Genomic DNA, 18,843 nt, shown 5'->3' on the forward strand with positions numbered 1-18,843 from the left:
CGAGATGCTCGTTCGCAACGCTCTGTGCCAATAAAACAACGAAAAATATCCATTTGTCCCACATTTCGACACAATTCCGATTTACGAAATATGCTGTTTCAATGTCCTGCCCGGACCGATACAGGTCCGGCCAGAGCAATAAAGAGGTATACGCATGCGAGCTGTATTTGGTCTTGTCCTGATCGTCGGGGTCGCCCTGGCTGGCGGTGCGGTCTATATGGCCCGCAACTATATTGCCGAGTATCAGAACGCCCTGGCGCGTGAACGGCAGATGGCCGAAGAGGCCCTTGCCAACGCCAAGGTCGACGTCGTTCCGACCGTCGGCGTGATCGTATCTGAACGTCCGCTGAAATACGGCGAGCGCCTGACCCAGGAAGATGTGCGCGTCGTGGAATGGCCTGAGAATGCGGTTCCGGAAGGGTCGTTCACCGATATGACGGCTCTGTTCCCGGAAACCGGCAACAATGAACGCTTTGTTCTGCGCACCATGGAAAAGGACGAGGCCATCATGGAGGTCAAGATCACCCGGCCGGGTGAGCTGGCCGGCCTGACCTCGCGTCTTGAAAAAGGTATGCGCGCGTTCGCCATCAGTGTTGATGTTGCCTCGGGCGTTTCGGGCTTTCTTCGCCCCGGCGACGTTGTTGATGTGTACTGGACCGGATCGCTGCGCAGCGCGGTCGAGGGGGCAAACGGCGAAATCACCCGCTTGATCCAGACCAATATCGAGTTGATCGCCGTCGATCAGACGGCAGGATCGGATGTGACCGGCACGACCATTGCCCGGACCGTCACCGTTGCCGCCACGCCGGAACAGATCGCGGCCCTGGCGCAGGCGCAAAACACCGGACGCCTGTCTCTGGCCTTGGTCGGGGTTCAGGATGAAACCATCGCAAGTGCGATCGAAGTTGACCAACGCAAACTGTTGGGAATCGAAGAAGCAGCCCCCGCACCGAAGAAAGAGGCAGAGAAGGTCTGCACCATCCGGACTCGCCGCGGCGACCAGATCGTCGAGACCCCGATCCCCTGCACAAACTGACGCCCATTCAGAGCGTTACCATGCCCGAGCCGCGCATAATGCGCGGCTCGTTTCGTTTGGGTTGTTGCGCATTGTCCACATAAGGAAAATTCCAGAAACCCTTGATTATTGCAATAAATCCGGAATTCGCGCAGAGTTCGTCACCATAGGGCATAAGACCCAAAAAAATAGAGTGGTGATCGGAGAGGCAGGTCACATGACAATACGTTCCTTGATTGGTTCGACCCTTTTGGGGTTGGCCCTAGTTCTGAGCCCGGTCGGCGATTCCGCCTGGGCCCAAAATCTTCGCGTGGTCAAAAAAGGCACGGCGGAAACGCTGGATGTGCCCATGAACCGCGCCATCGTGGTTGAAAGCGAACAGCCGTTTGCAGAGCTCAGCATCGCGAATGCAGGCATTGCGGACATCTCATCGCTTTCGGACCGCACAATCTACGTCTTGGGCAAGGCACCAGGCATGACGACGCTGACATTGTTTGACGGCGCCGGAAACCTGATCACGAACGTCCGCGTTCGCGTTGCGCCCGATGTGACCGAATTCAAAGAGCGCCTGCGCCAGATTCTGCCAAATGAGCGAATCGAAGTGCGTACCGCCAATGACGGCATCGTTCTCTCGGGCACGGTTTCCAGCGCAGCCAAACTGGCACGTGCTCTGGAACTGGCCGAGCGCTATGCGCCCGAGCGTGTGTCGAACCTTATGAATGTCGGCGGCGTACAGCAGGTCATGCTGAAAGTCCGCTTTGCCGAGATGAACCGGTCGGTCGCCAAGAACCTGTCCGCCTCGCTTGGTTTTTCCGGCGGTGACGCGACCGGTGGTATCAACACGCTGAACAACCAGTTGTCCCTGAGCAACGCGTTGGCCAACAACATCCCGGCGGTTCAGTCGAATACTGGCGCGATTCTGTTCGGCTTTGGCGCAGGCTCTACCCAGGTCCGGCTGCTGCTGGAAGCGCTGGAAGCCAAGGGCCTGGCCCGTAGCTTGGCCGAGCCCAACTTGTCGGCACTGTCCGGGCAGGAGGCAACCTTCCTCGCCGGTGGTGAAGTGCCGATTCCGGTTCCTCAGGATGACGGTGTGGTTGCCATTGAATACAAGGCTTTCGGTGTCGAAATCGACTTCGTTCCGCGCGTCGTCGACGGTGACCTGATCAACCTTGAGATGGCGGCAGCGGTGTCCAGCATCGACACCAGCTCGAACTTCACCATCAACGGTGACACGGTCCCCAGCTTCATCACGCGCCAGACCAGCACAACGGTCGAACTGCGAGATGGTGAGAGCTTTGCGATCGCCGGCCTGATTCAGGACGACTTTACCGACCTGAGCAACCAAATCCCGTGGTTGGGTGACGTACCTGTTCTGGGTGCATTGTTCCGCAGCGCGGAGTACCAGCGCGAGCAGAGCGAACTGGTGATCATCATCACCGCGCATCTGGTTTCCCCGACCCGGGGCGAAGCCCTGGCGCTGCCGACCGACCGCGTGAAGCCGCCCAGCGAATTCGACCTGTTCATGAACGGCAGAACTGCCCGGACGGAACGGGTTGGTAATGGAGCCGCATCGGAAGTCGCCAAGCAGGACTTTGGCAATTCCTACGGCTACGTCCTGGATTGATAGGGAGGACAGACCAATGCAGAAGTGGATCATCACACTGGGTCTTACAGTCGCTGTCGCCAGCTGTACCCGTGAGGCCGGCTATGAAGTGGACCAGGGCGCATTCGGCAACGCAACGCTGAACAATATCCAGGTCATGAACGGCGAGTTGACCTATGGCCAGATCCTGGCGCAGCGATTCGCTGCCGAGGTTCCAACCCAGATCAACTTTGCGTTCGACAGCGCGCAGCTGGACTCGGCAGCACGCCAGATTCTGCTGTATCAGGCGAACTGGATCAAACAGTTCCCCGAAGCGCGTTTCCGCGTGTACGGCCACACCGACGCCGTCGGATCCCAGTCCTACAACAACAGTCTGGGTCTGCGCCGCGCGCAAGCGGTCGTCAACTTCTTCGCGCAACAGGGTATTTCCCGCTCGCGTCTGGAAGCCGTTGTTTCGTATGGCAAAACGCAGCCACTGGTGGCCACGCCCAATCGGGATCGCCGCAACCGCCGCACCGTTACCGAGGTGTCGGGTCTGGTCGATCGCCATCCCAACATCCTGGACGGCAAGTATGCTGACTTCGTTTATCGCGAGTACATCGAAAGCGCGACATTCAAGAGCCAGCTGCGCCGCGAAACGGCCATCGGCGACACCAGCGAACAATAATCAGAAATTGGGCGGCATCGTCGCCCAATTCCCTACAATTGGTTTTTTTGCGCCCAATTCTTGCCCCACTTCCACGCAACATTGTGAACAATTGGGTGACCTGCGGCCAGAATTGACCGCTTAGGGCGACAGCAAGCTGAAACACGGACTGGTATTGTATCGACGTTTGCTGCGCTCTCACGACGAGGATTGTGTTAATGACGAGCGCAACGCCGCAAAACGACGACACCGGCATTCTGGCCTGTACCATCAGCCGAGATGTCCAGAACTTCGACCTGTTGATCGAGGACATGGAAGCCGCTTTGGGCGAGCGCTGGGGTGACCTTGGCTTTGCCGAGGCCCTTGCCTTTTTCAGCCAGCCCGAAGCCGAGTCTCTTCAATTCGTGGCCCTGGCGATCGACGGTGAGGACGAGGACAATCTGACCTTGATGGGTGAGATCATCACCCAGGCCAAGGAAAAGAAGATCAAAGTTGTCCTGATTGCCGAGGACGTGACCCCCGCCGCTCTTCATCAGTTGCTGCGCAAGGGTGCCGATGAATTCGTCCCCTACCCTCTTCCTGAGAACGAACTGCAGGAAGCGATCGACCGCATGAATGCGCCCGAACCTGTCGTGACTCCGCAACAGGTTTCCGTCCCGCTGGCCTCAGGAGCTTCGAAAGAAGGCGCTTTGTTTGTTGTTCAGGGCTTGGCCGGCGGCGTCGGAGCAACGACTCTGGCCGTGAATCTGGCTTGGGAATTGGCAACCGTATCGCAAAAGGATGCACCCAAGGTCTGCCTGATCGATCTGGATCTGCAATACGGAACCATCTCGACCTACCTGGACCTGCCCCGCCGTGAAACCGTGTTCGAAATGCTGTCGGACACCGTGGCCATGGATGACGAAGTGTTTGGGCAGGCTCTGCAGACATTCGACGAAAAGCTGGATGTTCTGACGGCCCCGACCGACATGGTGCCTCTGGATATTCTCACGCACGAAGACATCCAGCGGGTGATCGACATGGCCCGCAAGCACTACGACTATGTCGTGGTCGACATGCCGAAAACACTGGTGCACTGGTCCGAGACCGTTTTGCAGGCCGCACATGTCTATTTTGCTCTGATCGAACTGGATATGCGGTCCGCTCAGAACGCGTTGCGTCTGAAACGCGCCCTTCAGGCCGAGGAATTGCCGTTCAACAAGCTTCGCTTTGCGTTGAACCGCGCACCCAAGTTCACGGACCTGAGCGGAAAAAGCCGCGTCAAGCGCATGGGTGAAAGCCTGGGAATCTCGATCGACCTGCAGCTGCCGGATGGCGGCAAGCCGGTCATGCAAAGCGGCGACCATGGTCTGCCTTTGGCCAGCTCGGCCGGCAAGAACCCTCTTCGCCGCGAAATCGCAAAGCTTGCTCAATCCTTGCACAGCCTCGGCAGCAACAGCGCCGAAGCGGCATAACAAAGGCTATCAGGGGGAGAAACCGCCGTGTTCTCACGTTACAAGAAACCATCAGGTGCGCAGCCGGTTGCGACCCCTTCACAAGCCCCCAAGGCCGCCGAAGCCCCAGCTGCTCCGGCAGCGGCACCGTCGCCGTCCACCGCGATTGCCCGCAAACCGGTGGCCAAAACCGCGGCGGAGGCCAAGGGCAACGACCGCGAACGCAAGCGCAAGGAACGGCTGAGCGAAATCAAGATCGAGCTGCATCGGGAGCTTCTGGAAAACCTGAACCTGGCTGCACTGGAAAATGCAGCCGAAGCCGAATTGCGCACCGAAATCAGCGCGATCGCGAGCGAGGTTCTGGAAGCCAAGAACATCGTTCTCAATCGCGAAGACCGGACCCAGTTGAACAAGGAATTGTACGACGAAGTCACCGGTCTGGGTCCGCTTGAAACACTGCTTCAAGACGACTCGGTCAGCGATATTCTGGTCAACGGCCCGCATCAGATCTTTGTTGAACGCTTCGGCAAGCTCGAACTGAGCGACGTATCGTTCAAAGACGAAAAGCACCTGATGCGGATCATCGACAAGATCGTGTCTGCCGTTGGTCGCCGGGTCGATGAATCCAACCCCTATGTTGACGCCCGTCTGCGCGACGGGTCTCGTTTCAACGCTATGGTTCCACCGATCGCGGTGGACGGGTCCCTGGTTTCCATCCGGAAATTCAAGAAAGACAAGCTTGGCATCGACGATCTGGTCAATTTCGGCGCGTTTACCGAAGAAATGGCCGCGTATCTTCAGGCCGCCGTCTCCACTCGTCTGAACATCATCGTGTCTGGTGGTACGGGTTCCGGTAAGACGACCACGCTCAACGCGCTGTCCAGCTTCATCGATGACGCAGAACGCATTCTGACCATCGAGGATACGGCGGAACTGCAGCTGCAGCAGACCCATGTGGGCCGGATGGAAAGCCGCCCGCCCAACGTGGAAGGCAAAGGCGAAGTCAGCCCGCGCGACTGTCTGAAGAACGCCCTGCGGATGCGCCCTGACCGCATCATCGTGGGCGAAACGCGCGGCGCCGAGGTGATCGACATGCTGCAGGCCATGAACACTGGCCACGACGGCTCGATGACCACGATCCACGCCAACTCGGCCCGCGACGGTATCTCGCGACTTGAAAACATGATCGCGATGGCCGGGATCGAAATGCCGATCAAGGCCGTACGCAGCCAGATCGCAAGCGCTGTGAACCTGATCGTCCAGGCCAGCCGTCTGCAGGATGGTTCGCGCCGCATGACCTCGATCACCGAGATCACCGGGATGGAAGGTGACGTAATCTCGATGCAGGAAATCTTTAAATTCCAACGAGTTGGCCTGACGCCCGACAACAAGATCATTGGTCATTTCACGGCCACCGGCGTTCGCAGCCACTATTCCGAACGGTTCCGTCTGTGGGGGTATGACCTGCCCGCATCGATCTACGAACCGACGGCAATGTAGGAGATCAGGGCATGCAACTGCCAACCGAGGCGCTCATCTATGTCGCGATCTTCGTCGGGGTTCTGGCGCTGGTCGAAGGTATCTATCTGGTGGCTTTCGGCAAATCCATCAGCCTGAACAGCCGCGTCAATCGTCGTCTGGACATGATCGACAAAGGCGTCGGACGCGAACAGGTTCTGGAGCAGCTGCGCAAGGAAATGCAGCAGCACATGAAGTCGCAGAGCATTCCGCTCTACTCGCTGTTGGCCGACAAGGCCCAGAAGGCGGCGATTGCCTTCAGTCCGCGGCAGCTGGTCATGATCATGGCGCTGGTGTCCGTGGTCGCGTTCATGGGCCTGAGCATCGGCACCAGAACCGACACCATCCTGCGGGCAGCTCTGTCGATCGCAATCGGTGTCGGCGCTGTCTATGCCTGGGTCAATCACAAGGCCAAGAAGCGGATGGGCATGCTTGAAGAGCAGTTGCCCGATGCCGTGGAACTGATGGTGCGCTCACTTCGGGTCGGCAACCCTTTCGTTTCGACGATCCAGATCGTCGCGAACGAGGTGCAGGATCCGCTTGCGACCGAATTCGGCGTGATTGCCGACGAATGCGCTTATGGCCGTGACGTGGGCGAGGCGTTGAAAGACATGGCCGAACGCTTGGACATGCAGGATTTGCGCTTTCTCGCGGTCGCCGTTGGCATCCAGCAGCAGTCGGGCGGCAACCTGGCTGAGATCCTTGACGGGCTTGCCAAGGTGATCCGCGCACGGTTCCGACTGTTCCGCAGGGTCAAGGCGATCACGGCTGAGGCGCAGTGGTCGGGCAAGTTCCTGTCGGGGTTCCCGCTGTTTTGTCTGGTTTTCATTCTGGTCAAGGACCCCGGGTATTATGACTCGGTTCTGGACCACAAATGGTTCATTCCCGCCTGTTTTGTCGTGGGGATCATGCTGACGCTGAACCTGATCGTCATGCGCATTCTCACCAACATCAAGGTCTGAGGGCACGACCATGGAATTTCTGACCCAAATCAACGACATGCTGACGGATCAATTGGGCGAGTTCGGCCCGCTGATCGTCGTCGGCGTGCTGGGATTGTTCATGGTTCTGGTGACCGTTCCGATCCTTTTGAACCAGCCGGAAGATCCCTTGAAAAAGCTGCAGCGTGCAAATGCTGCACCCAAAAAGGAAAAGCGCGGCAAGAAGGATCAGTTGCGCAACTCGGGCCGGAACGAACAGCTTGAAAAGTTCGCGACCTTCCTCGAGCCGAAAGATGAAGAAGAATACTCGGCCATGGAGCTCAAGCTGCGCCAGGCCGGTTACCGCTCGAAAGACTCCGTTCGGTTCTTCCACTTTGCTCAATTTGCGTTGGGGATCACCGGGATCGTTTTGGGTGTTCTCCTGGTGACGGTGTTTTCAAACGGACAGGAATTCACCGGTCAGCAAATGATGATCCGCGTTCTGGTGCCGGGTGCCATTGGATACTACATCCCCAAATACTGGATCACGCGCCGGATCGAAGAGCGCAAGGAGAACATTACCGCGGGCTTTCCCGACACGCTTGACCTGATGCTGGTCTGCGTGGAAGCCGGTCAGTCTCTGGACCAGGCGATCGTGCGTGTGGCCGGCGAGATGAAGGCCTCCTACCCCGATATTGCCCAGGAATTCGAGATCGTCGCCTATGAGATGAAGGCCGGCAAAGAGAAGGATCAAGTTCTGCGCGATTTCGGGACGCGGTGTGGCGTCCAGGATGTGAGCTCTTTCGTGACGGTGATGATCCAATCTGCCACATTCGGTACGTCGATTGCCGACGCCCTGCGGGTTTATGCCGGCGAGATGCGCGACAAACGCGTCATGCGCGCCGAAGAAGCCGCGAACAAGTTGCCAACGAAAATGACCCTTGCCACAATGATGCTGACGGTGCCGCCGCTGCTGATCATTCTGGTCGGTCCCTCGGCAAAAGGCATCATGGAGTTCGGTAACAGAGGCCAATAAGCCCATGCCCTCACGCAACCGGTGCGCCCGCTTCGGGCTCCACCGCCTGATGATAGCCACCGCGGTTCTTGCCGTGGTGGCTTCGTGTACGGACCCAAGTCTTTCGAACGGGCCTTTTGCCCCCGGCGTCGACCCCAAAGGTGGGCCGATTGACGAAATTGCTGTCGGTAATCGTTTGATGGCCGCCGGAGAATACGAACTGGCCATGGAATCGTTCACCCGCGCGGCCCTGACAGAGGGGATGACCCCGGAAATCCTGACCTCGATCGGAACCGCCAATCTCGGCCTCAGGCGGCTGGGACAAGCCGAACCCCTCTTGCGACAAGCAGTCGAAGAAGACCCGGATTGGTCGGTTGCGTGGAACAATCTCGGCGTTCTGCTGATGGAAAAAGGTGAGTATGCCGAGGCCGCGCAGGTCTTCCAAAGGGCCTATGCACTGGACAATGGCGAAAGTGACGCAATCCGTGACAATCTTCGCTTAGCGCTCGCAAAAATGGAAAATCCTGTTAATAATACACCACAAGAACAAGAATATACGCTGGAGCAGCAAGGGAACGGAGCTTTCCTGCTGCGGAAGACCCAGTAACAGAGGCAAGAGCAGTAAGGGACGCAAAAATGCGCCAACAATTCCTGATTCCGACAGTCGTCGTGTGCGGGCTGATCCTGTCTGCATGCGCAAAAGAAACCGAAGAGGAAAAGGTCGAACGCACGTTCCAGGAAGTGAACGTCATCGACGAGACGAACCTCAACGACGTGATGCTCAATGCGGCTGACCCGAACGAGGCAGTGACCTATTTCCGTGGAGCAGCCGGCAAGAATCCAGATCGGATCGATTTGCAGCGCGGCCTTGCCATTTCGCTGACCCGCGCCAAGCGCAGCACCGAAGCATCGGCCGCCTGGAAGCGCGTGACCGCGATGTCCGGTGCAACGAACGCGGATCGCGTCGATTATGCGGACTCGTTGGTCCGCAGTGGTGATTGGAAGGCGGCAAAGGCAGCGTTGGACAAGATTCCCCCGACCTACGAGACGTTCAAACGCTATCGGCTTGAAGCCTTGGTGGCAGACGCCAGCAAGGATTGGAAGCGTGCGGACCAGTTCTATGAAACCGCGATCGGGCTGACCACACGGCCGGCTGGCGTGATGAACAACTGGGGGTATTCCAAGTTGACCCGCGGCCAATATTCCGAGGCCGAGCGCCTGTTCACCGAAGCCATCCGACAGGACAGTTCATTGTTCACGGCGAAGAACAACCTGGTTCTTGCCCGCTCGGCGCAGGGTAATTATTCCATGCCGGTGATCCCGATGTCCCAGACCGAACGCGCGGAACTCTTGAACACGATGGGCATCTCGGCCGTGAAGCGCGGTGACATCAACACTGCCAAGAACCTGTTCCGGGAAGCCATCGCCACCCATCCGCAGCATTTCGACGAAGCGGTTCGGTCGCTCCGCGCGCTCGAGGAAGCATAAGGCATGGAAATTCCTGCAGTGGCAGCCCAGTGGTTTCTACCATTTGTGCTGCCCATCTGTTTCTATGTCGCGTTCACCGACATGCGGGAAATGAAGATCAAGAACCATGCGGTCACAGCTCTGGCGCTGGTTTTTGTGGTGGTCGGGCTGATTGTGCTGCCACCTTGGTCGGGCGAATGGGTTGGGGCCAGCATCGGGCCTTTGCAGTTTTCTCTGCCGGTCTATGCCTGGCAACTGTTCCATCTGGTGGTCGTGCTGTTTTTTGGCATTCTTCTCAATGCCGCAGGCGCCATGGGTGCGGGCGACGCCAAGTTCTGCGCAGCTGCGGCTCCGTTCGTGTGGGTTGGTGATTTCTTGCTGGTGATGGTGATTCTGATGGTCACGACGCTGGCCGCGTTTGCCACCCATCGGCTGGCCAAATACTCCCGCCTGCGCCAGATCGCTCCGAACTGGGAAAGCTGGGATCAGGGCAAGAAATTCCCCATGGGGCTGGCCTTGGGTGCGAGTCTTGGCATCTATTTGATTTTGGGCGCAATTAACGGCTCGTAAACCATCATGTCTGCGCCTTGCCCGCGCCTTGGTCCTGCCACAAAGCTGCGCCAGATTTTCCGCAAGTGGTCCCTTTCGGGACACAAGGATTGACAACTGGATAGACGAGCCGCGCTCATGAACATGCAGACCTCATCCGTTATGGCTCCTCCTGCCCCGAAGGGTCTGGGGGAAATGCAGCTTCCGCTGGTTATGATGCGGGACATCCTTCTGAAGACCGTTTTCCGCAAGAATGTGGACACGGTGAGCGAGATCGCCGCCTCGATCTGCCTGCCGAGTTCGGTGACGCAGGAATTGGTCGACATCGCCCGCGAACAGAAGCTGCTTGAGGCGACTGGGACATTGAACGCCAACAGCGGCAACGAAATGGGCTATCAGCTGACCGACGCCGGCAAGGCACGGGCGTTGGACGCGCTGAGCCAGTCCGAATACTTCGGCGCCATGCCCGTTCCGCTGGAAGTCTACCGCGAGCAGGTCAAACGACAGTCGATCCGGAACATCCAAGTCACACGCGATCAGCTGACCGGCGCCATGGGGCATCTTGTCCTGCCGGACAGCCTGCTTGACCACCTGGGTCCTGCGGTCAGCGCCGGTCGCTCGATCCTGATGTACGGCCCGCCGGGCAACGGTAAGTCTTCGATTTCAAACGGAATTCGGGATGCGTTGGGTGACAACGTCTTTGTTCCGTATGCCATCGAATATGCCGGTCAGGTGATCACCGTGTACGACCCGATCGTGCACACAGCGATCGAGCAAGAGGCTGACGACCCGAACAGCCTGCGCCGCCGCAAGCGGTTCGACACGCGGTACGTGCAGTGTGAACGCCCCACTGTGGTCACGGGTGGTGAACTGTCGCTGAGCATGCTGGACCTTGTCTACAACCCCACGGCGCGCACTTATCAGGCGCCGCTTCAGCTGAAATCGACCGGCGGCATCTTCATCGTGGACGACCTTGGCCGCCAGGCCGAGCCGCCGCAGGCCCTGATCAACCGGTGGATTGTTCCGCTGGAAGAGGGCAAGGACATTCTGGGTCTTCAGTCGGGTGAAAAGTTCGAAGTTCCCTTCGACACACTGGTCATCTTCTCGACCAACTTCCACCCGAACGAGATCTTCGACCAGGCCGCGCTTCGCCGGATCTTCTTCAAGATCAAGATCGACGGCCCGAACCAGGAAAACTTCCTGAAGATCTTCGCCATGGTGGCCCGCAAGCGCGGCATTCCGTTGGACGAGGCCGCGCTGGTACATCTGCTGAAGGTCAAATACCCGACCATCAACAATGTCTATGCGAACTATCAGCCGATCTTCCTGATCGATCAGATGATCTCGATCTGCGAATTCGAGGGCATCCCCTATCAAATGAGCCCGGAATTGATCGACCGCGCCTGGGCGAACATGTTCGTCAAGGACGAGGAAATCGTTAAGTAAGACGGGCTCAAACCGCATTCCGCTTTGTCACCGGGCGAGCTAGTCTGCGCATATGACGCAGATTCCCGCCCGGATTGACACCTGGTTTACCGCCAGGGGTTGGTCCATCCACCCGCATCAACAGGCCATGATCGACCGGGCGCAAGCCCCGGCGACGCTGTTGATCGCACCCACGGGCGGCGGCAAGACGATGGCCGGGTTCCTGCCCTCGCTGATCGAACTGGCCGATGGGCATGAGGGGCTGCACACGATCTATGTCTCTCCGCTCAAGGCGCTGGCCGTCGACATCAAGCGCAACCTGCGCGGCCCGGCCGACGAGATGGGCTTGCCGATCCGGATCGAAGATCGCACCGGCGACACCACACCCACCCAGAAAAAGCGCCAGCGCGTAGACCCGCCGCATATCCTGCTGACGACCCCGGAAAGCCTGGCGCTGCTGACGTCCTACGAGGATGCGCCGCGCATGTTTCAGGGCGTCCAGCGCGTGATCGTGGACGAGATACACGCGTTGGCCGACAGCAAGCGAGGCGACCAGTTGATGCTGGCGCTAGCCCGCCTTCAGACCCTGTGCCCCGATCTGCGGCGCGTGGGCCTGTCGGCCACAGTCGAGGACCCGGACGCCATCGCGCGCTTTCTGACCCGCCACCCCGACCCTTGCGACATTGTTCTGGCCGACCCCGGCCCCGATCCCGATATCGCCATGTTGCAAACGGCCGAAATGCCGCCCTGGGCCGGGGGCGGCGCGGCCTATGCCATCCCGGCGGTGCTGGAGCAGGTCCGGCAGCACAAGACGACGCTGATCTTCCACAACACCCGCGCCCAGGCCGAGATCTTCTTTCACAACCTTTGGCTGGCCAATGACGAAGGCCTGCCCATCGGCATCCACCACGGCAGCCTCGACCGACAGCAGCGCGAACGGGTCGAGGCGGCGATGGTTCGTGGAGACCTGCGCGCCATCGTCTGCACCGGCAGCCTAGATCTGGGGATCGATTGGGGCGACGTGGATCTTGTGATCCAGATCGGCGCCCCCAAGAACGTCAAGCGCCTGGTCCAGCGGATCGGGCGGGCCAACCACCGCTACAACGCGCCGTCCAAGGCTCTGCTGCTGCCTGCCAACCGGTTCGAGGTGGTTGAATGCGTTGCCGCGCTGGAGGCTGCACGCGCGCACGATCTGGACGGCGAGCCGCGCGGCCCCGGCCCGCGTGACGTCTTGTGCCAACACATCCTGATCGCGGCCTGCGCCGGGCCGTTCGATGCCGATACCCTTTATGCCGAGGTCACCTCGGCCGGTCCTTATGCCGATCTGTCTCGCGCAGCCTTCGATGCCTGTCTGGAGTTCTGCGCAACTGGTGGCTATGCGCTGCAGGCCTATGACCGCTGGCAGCGCCTGCAACAGCGCCCCGACGGGCTGTGGCAACTGCGTGACCCGCGCGCGGCGCAACGCATCCGCATGAACCTGGGCACGATCCAGGACAGCGATACCCTGAAGGTCCGGCTGAAACGCAACCGGGGCGGCAAACCCTTGGGCGAGGTCGAGGAGGCCTTTGCCGCATCGCTGACCCCCGGCGACACCTTCCTGATCGGCGGTCAGATCGTTCGCTATGAAGGGTTGCGCGAAACGGTTGTCGAGGTCACGCGCCGTGCGGACAAAAAGCCCAAGGTCGCCACCTTCTCGGGCACCAAATTCGCCACCTCGACCCAGCTGAGCGACCGCATCCTGAGGATGTTCGCACAGCCCGACTGGCCGCAACTGCCCGAACATACGGGTGAATGGCTGGAACTGCAGCGCCGGATGTCGCGGCTGCCCGGGCGTGACCGGCTGTTGATCGAGAGCTTTCCCAATGACGGCCGCGAAAACCTGTGCGTCTACGGCTTTGCCGGACGCAACGCACAACAGACGCTGGGTCTGCTGCTGACCAAACGGATGGAGGAAACCGGGCTGGCCCCGCTGGGCTTTGTCGCGACCGACTATGCCACGCTGATCTGGGGACTGGACGCGGTCACCGATCCCAGCCCCCTGTTCCAGATCGAGGCCTTGCGCGACGGGTTGGACAACTGGCTGGCGGGCAACGCGGTGATGAAACGGACCTTCCGCGCTTCGGCCACCATCGCCGGGCTGATCGAGCGCAACACAGGTGGCCAACGCAAAAGCGGGCGGCAGGCGACCTTTTCGTCGGACATCCTGTACGACACGCTGCAGAAATACGACCCTGACCACCTGCTGATGCAGATCACCCGCGAAGAAGCCATGCGCGGGCTGGTCGATTTCGGACGGATCGAGGCCATGATCGCGCGCATCGGCGACCGGATCGACCTGATCCGGCTGGACCGGGTGTCACCACTGGCGGCGCCCTTGCTGCTCGAGGTGGGAAAGGTTCCGGTCAAGGGCGCGGCCGAAGAGCGGCTGCTGGCGGAAGAAAGCGCCCGTCTGTTGCGCGACGCTGGCCTGGAACCCGCCTGAAGAAACGACTTGCAAATCACGGCCCGACAGGCAAAGAACGGACCATGAACAGCCTTGAATTTTCGTTTGCGGGTGCCCGGCTGCACGCCATGGGATCGGGCGCGCTTTGGTGGCCGGCGCACGATCTTCTTTGTGTTTCGGACCTGCACTTGGGCAAGTCATCTCGGATCGTTCGGCGGGGCGGACCGGCCCTTCCCCCTTATGACAACCGAGAGACACTGTCCCGGCTGGCCGCCGATCTGGACACGACCGGCGCCAAGACGGTGGTATGCTTGGGGGACAGTTTCGATGATCTCGAAGCCTCGGAAACGCTGAGCGATGCAGATCGGCTCGAGATTTCTGCGCTGCAGGCCGGGCGGCTGTGGATCTGGATAGAGGGCAACCATGATCCGGGTCCCGTCGCGCTGAGCGGCACCCATCTGGCCGAGTGGAGCCAAGACGTGCTGGTCTTCCGCCATATTGCGGAACCCGACGCGCAAGGCGAAGTTTCAGGGCATTTTCACCCCAAGGTCCGGCTCAATGCGCCGGGCCGCATGATCTCGCGCCCGGCATTTTTGTTTGACCGGTGTCGGGTGATCATGCCGGCTTATGGGACATATACCGGCGGGCTGCGCAGCTCGGATACCGCGTTGTCTCAGTTGATGCAGCCGGACGCCCGTGCCATTCTGACGGGCCCGCAGCCACAGCTGACGGTGATGCCGCGTTAGCCGACAGCTGGTTCAGATCACACCGTCTTCTTCCAGTTTGGGTTTGTATTTGCGGCTGACGGGAACCAGATCATCGTTCCGAAGGCGCAGGTAGGTTTTGCCGTTGTTTTTCTGAATTTCCAGAATGGCCGCGTCCGTAACCCAATGGGATCTGTGGGTACAATGGCCCGAAATCGGCTCCATCTCAGCAATCGCGTCAGTAAAGCGCGACCGGATCGTAAAGGTTCCGCTGGTGGTCACCACATCAACGTAGTGATCCCGGACCGCAAGCCGCAGGATATCACCACGAAACCCGTCCGGCAGGCGGCTCACCAAACGGGGTTGGGGTGCTTCGATGACTTCGTCATTTTCAGGCGGGGCTTCGCCTTTGCTGACCAGAACCAGACCTGTGCTAAACAGCGCACCGTAGGTGCCAACCGCCAGCAAACCGGGGGCATCGTGGCCGCTGGCAGCGCACAGGATCCACGTCAGGATCCACAACGCAGGCGTGAACAATACAAGGATCACCAAGGCAAACGCCACGTCCCGGACCGTCAGTCCGACATGGTCCAGACGATCCTTCACCAACTGCCGAGACCCCCACGTTGCCACAACCGCCAGAATCATCACTCCTGCCCAGAACGCCAGACGTACGGAGAAGGGTAGATCCATTTCTCGGAACGGTGGAAAAGTATAGGCGAGCAACGGGACGAACAGAATACCGGCGACCACCCTCTGAGGCGTGCATTCTGCAATGAATGGGCTCAGTTTTGACAACATATCAAAATCAATGAGCAGCCTTTCGGGACCCAGCCCTTGTCCCTCAGACGCCCACTTATTCACTTCGTAACCGGCTGGAAACTCAAGCTTATCACGAAATGTCAGACAATCAAACACGTTTGCGGCGTGCTAGTGGGGGTCGTTTCATCCCCACGTTGGCCCCGGGGCGGACGCTCCGCCCCAGGGCCGCCAGTGGTCAGGCCGTCAGGCCTTCGGGCTCGGGCAGGCCGTTCGACCGGCAACAGGCCGTCAGAGTGTTGGCCAACAGGCAGGCGATGGTCATCGGGCCAACACCACCGGGAACCGGTGTAATAGCGCCTGCGCGCTCGGCCGCGCTTGCATAGTCCACGTCGCCGACCAGCTTGGTTTTTCCATCACGCTCGATCCGGTTGATGCCAACGTCGATGACGGTGGCACCCTCCTTGATCCAGTCGCCAGGTACCATCTCGGTGCGGCCCACCGCGGCCACGACGATATCGGCGCGACGCACGACATCGGGCAAGTCTTTGGTACGGCTGTGCGCGATGGTCACGGTGCAGCTGTCGCCCAGCAGCAATTGGGCCATCGGCTTGCCCACGATGTTCGACCGGCCGATCACCACCGCATCCATGCCGGACAACGAGCCATGATGATCGCGCAGCATCATCAGGCAGCCCAACGGCGTGCAGGGAACCATAGACTTCTGACCGGTGCCCAACAGACCAACGTTCGAAATGTGGAACCCGTCGACATCCTTGGCCGGGTCGATCGAGTTGATCACGAGGTCCTCATTCAGATGTTTGGGCAGCGGAAGCTGGACCAGAATGCCATGCACCGCGGGATCGTTGTTCAGCTTCTCGATCAAGGCCAGCAGATCTGCCTCGGACGTGTCGGCATCCAGCCTGTGCTCGTATGAGTTCATGCCCACTTCGACAGTCATCTTGCCCTTGGAGCGGACATAGACCTGGCTGGCCGGATCTTCGCCGACCAGGACCACTGCCAGACCGGGGGTGATGCCGTTTTCTTCCTTGAGTTTTGCAACCTGGTCGGCGACTTGCGCGCGGACCTTGGCCGCAAAGGCCTTGCCGTCGATGACTTGAGCTACCATCCTTTGATCCCTTCTTTCAAAAAGCGGATCGGGCGCGAAGGGCGCCCGGTCATTCAGTCGGGGCCGAGCACGTTCTCCTCGCGCGCAATCGACCAATCAATCAAGATGCGCCAAAGCCTTTCGGTCAGATCGGGGTCCATGCCCACCTCAACCGAGTTCGAACGCACCTTTTGCACCACATCCTCGACACGCTCGGGTATACGGGCCGGCAGGCCCTCGCCCGGTTTCAATTCGGACGCGCGATCGATGTAGGTTGCGCGCGTCGCCAACAGTTCGATCAGTTGGCGGTCCAGCTTGTCGATCTGAACCCGCAATTCCTGCATGGAATGACAGTCCTGCGGCAGTGTCAGAGTGGGCATCGCAATCTCCTCATGGCCCGGGGATTCCCCGGACCACGAGATGTCTTATTCAGCGGCTTAGAACAAGCCCTCGATCTGCCCTTCGTCGTTGAGGCGGATTGTCTCAGCCGCCGGTTTGCGGGGCAGACCGGGCATGGTCATGATCTCACCGCAGACCACCACGATAAAGCCGGCACCCGCCGACAGGCGCACCTCGCGCACCGGAACCGAATGGCCGGTAGGCGCGCCGCGCAGCGACGGATCGGTCGAGAAGGAATACTGTGTCTTGGCCATGCAGACCGGCAGGTTGCCGTATCCGGCAGCTTCCCATTCCTTCAGCTGGTTGCGGATCTTGGCATCGGCCAGAACCTCGTCGGCGCGGTAGATGCGCTTGGCGATGGTCTCGATCTTCTCGAACAGGGACATTTCGTCAGGGTAGATCGGCGCAAAATTCGCGGTACCGGCATCTGCCAGTTCAACGACTTTTTTTGCCAGATCTGAAGATCCTTCCGAGCCCAGTTCCCAATGCCGCGACAGAACCGCCTCAACCCCATGTTCGGCGCAGTAGTCCTTGACCGCCTGAACCTCGGCATCGGTATCGGTGACAAAGTGGTTGATCGCCACGACGACCGGCACGCCGAAGGATTTCACGTTCTCGATATGGCGGCCCAGGTTGGCACAGCCCGACTTTACCGCGTCGACGTTTTCCGCGCCCAGATCGGCCTTGGCCACGCCGCCATTCATCTTCATCGCGCGAACCGTTGCAACCAGCACCACGGCCGACGGCGCAATGCCTGCCTTGCGGCACTTGATGTTCATGAACTTCTCCGCGCCCAGATCGGCCCCGAAACCGGCCTCGGTCACGACATAGTCGGCTACCTTCAGCGCGGTCTTGGTCGCGATGACCGAGTTGCAGCCATGCGCGATGTTGGCAAACGGGCCGCCATGCACGAAGGCCGGGTTGTTTTCCAGCGTCTGCACCAGGTTGGGCTGCATCGCGTCTTTCAGAAGAACGGTCATCGCGCCTTCGGCCTTGATGTCGCGGCAATAAACCGGGGTCTTGTCACGGCGGTAGGCCACGATGATGTCGCCCAGGCGCTTTTCAAGATCCTTCAGGTCGTTGGCCAGGCACAGGATCGCCATGACCTCGGACGCAACGGTGATGTCGAAACCTGCTTCACGCGGGAAACCGTTCGACACGCCCCCCAAAGAGGCCGTGATCTGGCGCAGGGCGCGGTCGTTCATGTCGACGACCCGGCGCCAAACGACGCGGCGGGTATCGATTTCCAGCTCGTTGCCCCAATAGATGTGGTTGTCGATCATCGCCGACAGCAGCGAGTGGGCCGAGGTGATGGCGTGGAAGTCACCGGTGAAGTGCAGGTTCATCTCTTCCATCGGAACGACCTGCGCATAGCCACCGCCCGCGGCCCCCCCCTTCATGCCGAAGTTCGGACCAAGCGAGGCCTCGCGGATACAGATCATCGCATTCTTGCCGATCCGGTTCAGGCCATCACCCAAACCGACGGTTGTGGTGGTCTTGCCCTCGCCCGCAGGCGTCGGGTTGATTGCAGTCACAAGGATCAGCTTGCCATCTTCGCGGTCCTGGACCGAGTTGATGAAATTCTGGCTTACCTTGGCCTTGTCATGGCCGTATGGCAGCAGGTCGTCGCTCGAGATGCCGATTTTTGCACCAATCTCCTGGATTGGCTTCTTGTTCGCCTCGCGCGCGATCTCAATGTCGGATTTGTAGCTCATTGGGCAAGATCCCTGATTGAATTCCGTGCAAAACCGACGCCGCGCGTCGGTGCTGTCAAATCCATACCGTTGTGTACGGTTTGAATGGATGTGGATTCCGACATTTTCAGGCCGCGAAACGGCG

The 18,843-nt window shown here is 59.7% G+C and carries 17 protein-coding genes; 13 read left to right on the top strand and 4 right to left on the bottom strand.

The features are described 5' to 3' along the window. Window positions 1–154: 154 nt before the first annotated feature. From cpaB to pdeM, 13 genes are all read left to right on the top strand, one after another. The gene (gene cpaB, locus ACR0MM_RS06655; protein ID WP_170337530.1) at window positions 155–1,036 is read left to right on the top strand and encodes a Flp pilus assembly protein CpaB; all 882 of its coding nucleotides are present in this window, start codon (window positions 155–157) and stop codon (window positions 1,034–1,036) included. Window positions 1,037–1,232: 196 nt separating this feature from the next. Beyond that, window positions 1,233–2,639 (top strand): type II and III secretion system protein family protein, encoded by a 1,407-nt coding sequence (locus ACR0MM_RS06660; protein ID WP_093963039.1) that lies wholly within the window; start codon window positions 1,233–1,235, stop codon window positions 2,637–2,639. A 16-nt stretch (window positions 2,640–2,655) separates the two neighbouring features. Continuing rightward, entirely contained in the window at window positions 2,656–3,285 is a 630-nt protein-coding gene (locus ACR0MM_RS06665) for an OmpA family protein (RefSeq protein WP_093962756.1), read from the top strand. A 197-nt stretch (window positions 3,286–3,482) separates the two neighbouring features. Next, window positions 3,483–4,718 carry a CpaE/TadZ family protein gene (locus ACR0MM_RS06670; protein ID WP_093962757.1) on the top strand — a complete coding sequence of 412 codons (1,236 nt, stop codon included), beginning with the start codon at window positions 3,483–3,485 and terminating at the stop codon, window positions 4,716–4,718. 27 nt (window positions 4,719–4,745) lie between these two features. Continuing rightward, a complete protein-coding gene (locus tag ACR0MM_RS06675) occupies window positions 4,746–6,197 on the top strand; it encodes a TadA family conjugal transfer-associated ATPase (protein ID WP_480695126.1) in 1,452 nt (483 codons plus the stop codon). Window positions 6,198–6,208: 11 nt separating this feature from the next. Then, window positions 6,209–7,177 carry a type II secretion system F family protein gene (locus ACR0MM_RS06680; RefSeq protein WP_170337910.1) on the top strand — a complete coding sequence of 323 codons (969 nt, stop codon included), beginning with the start codon at window positions 6,209–6,211 and terminating at the stop codon, window positions 7,175–7,177. 10 nt (window positions 7,178–7,187) lie between these two features. Further along, a complete protein-coding gene (locus ACR0MM_RS06685) occupies window positions 7,188–8,171 on the top strand; it encodes a type II secretion system F family protein (protein WP_475144720.1) in 984 nt (327 codons plus the stop codon). A gap of 49 nt (window positions 8,172–8,220) precedes the next feature. Next, the gene (locus ACR0MM_RS06690; protein ID WP_480695128.1) at window positions 8,221–8,757 is read left to right on the top strand and encodes a tetratricopeptide repeat protein; all 537 of its coding nucleotides are present in this window, start codon (window positions 8,221–8,223) and stop codon (window positions 8,755–8,757) included. Between the two features lie 29 nt (window positions 8,758–8,786). Further along, window positions 8,787–9,638, top strand: a complete 852-nt coding sequence (locus ACR0MM_RS06695; protein WP_480695130.1) for a tetratricopeptide repeat protein — start codon at window positions 8,787–8,789, stop codon at window positions 9,636–9,638. A gap of 3 nt (window positions 9,639–9,641) precedes the next feature. Beyond that, window positions 9,642–10,187 carry a prepilin peptidase gene (locus ACR0MM_RS06700; protein WP_170337904.1) on the top strand — a complete coding sequence of 182 codons (546 nt, stop codon included), beginning with the start codon at window positions 9,642–9,644 and terminating at the stop codon, window positions 10,185–10,187. 117 nt (window positions 10,188–10,304) lie between these two features. Further along, window positions 10,305–11,612: a P-loop NTPase family protein gene (locus ACR0MM_RS06705; protein ID WP_093962764.1), complete on the top strand. Its 1,308-nt coding sequence runs from the start codon at window positions 10,305–10,307 to the stop codon at window positions 11,610–11,612. Between the two features lie 52 nt (window positions 11,613–11,664). Then, a complete protein-coding gene (locus ACR0MM_RS06710; RefSeq protein ID WP_480695132.1) occupies window positions 11,665–14,073 on the top strand; it encodes a ligase-associated DNA damage response DEXH box helicase in 2,409 nt (802 codons plus the stop codon). Between the two features lie 44 nt (window positions 14,074–14,117). Then, the gene (gene pdeM / locus ACR0MM_RS06715; protein WP_170435313.1) at window positions 14,118–14,780 is read left to right on the top strand and encodes a ligase-associated DNA damage response endonuclease PdeM; all 663 of its coding nucleotides are present in this window, start codon (window positions 14,118–14,120) and stop codon (window positions 14,778–14,780) included. A gap of 12 nt (window positions 14,781–14,792) precedes the next feature. Here pdeM and ACR0MM_RS06720 read toward each other — a convergent pair whose 3' ends face one another. The 4 genes from ACR0MM_RS06720 to ACR0MM_RS06735 form a co-directional block, all read right to left on the bottom strand. Then, a complete protein-coding gene (locus ACR0MM_RS06720) occupies window positions 14,793–15,656 on the bottom strand; it encodes a LytTR family DNA-binding domain-containing protein (protein WP_480695134.1) in 864 nt (287 codons plus the stop codon). Between the two features lie 79 nt (window positions 15,657–15,735). Then, window positions 15,736–16,626, bottom strand: coding sequence for a bifunctional methylenetetrahydrofolate dehydrogenase/methenyltetrahydrofolate cyclohydrolase FolD (folD, locus tag ACR0MM_RS06725; RefSeq protein ID WP_170522674.1), 891 nt, complete (start codon window positions 16,624–16,626; stop codon window positions 15,736–15,738). A 53-nt stretch (window positions 16,627–16,679) separates the two neighbouring features. Continuing rightward, window positions 16,680–16,985: a chorismate mutase gene (locus ACR0MM_RS06730; RefSeq protein WP_170337522.1), complete on the bottom strand. Its 306-nt coding sequence runs from the start codon at window positions 16,983–16,985 to the stop codon at window positions 16,680–16,682. 57 nt (window positions 16,986–17,042) lie between these two features. Then, window positions 17,043–18,719 (bottom strand): formate--tetrahydrofolate ligase, encoded by a 1,677-nt coding sequence (locus ACR0MM_RS06735; protein WP_170522671.1) that lies wholly within the window; start codon window positions 18,717–18,719, stop codon window positions 17,043–17,045. Between the last annotated feature and the right edge of the window lie 124 nt (window positions 18,720–18,843).

The organism is Ruegeria sp. BC6, from assembly GCF_056539185.1.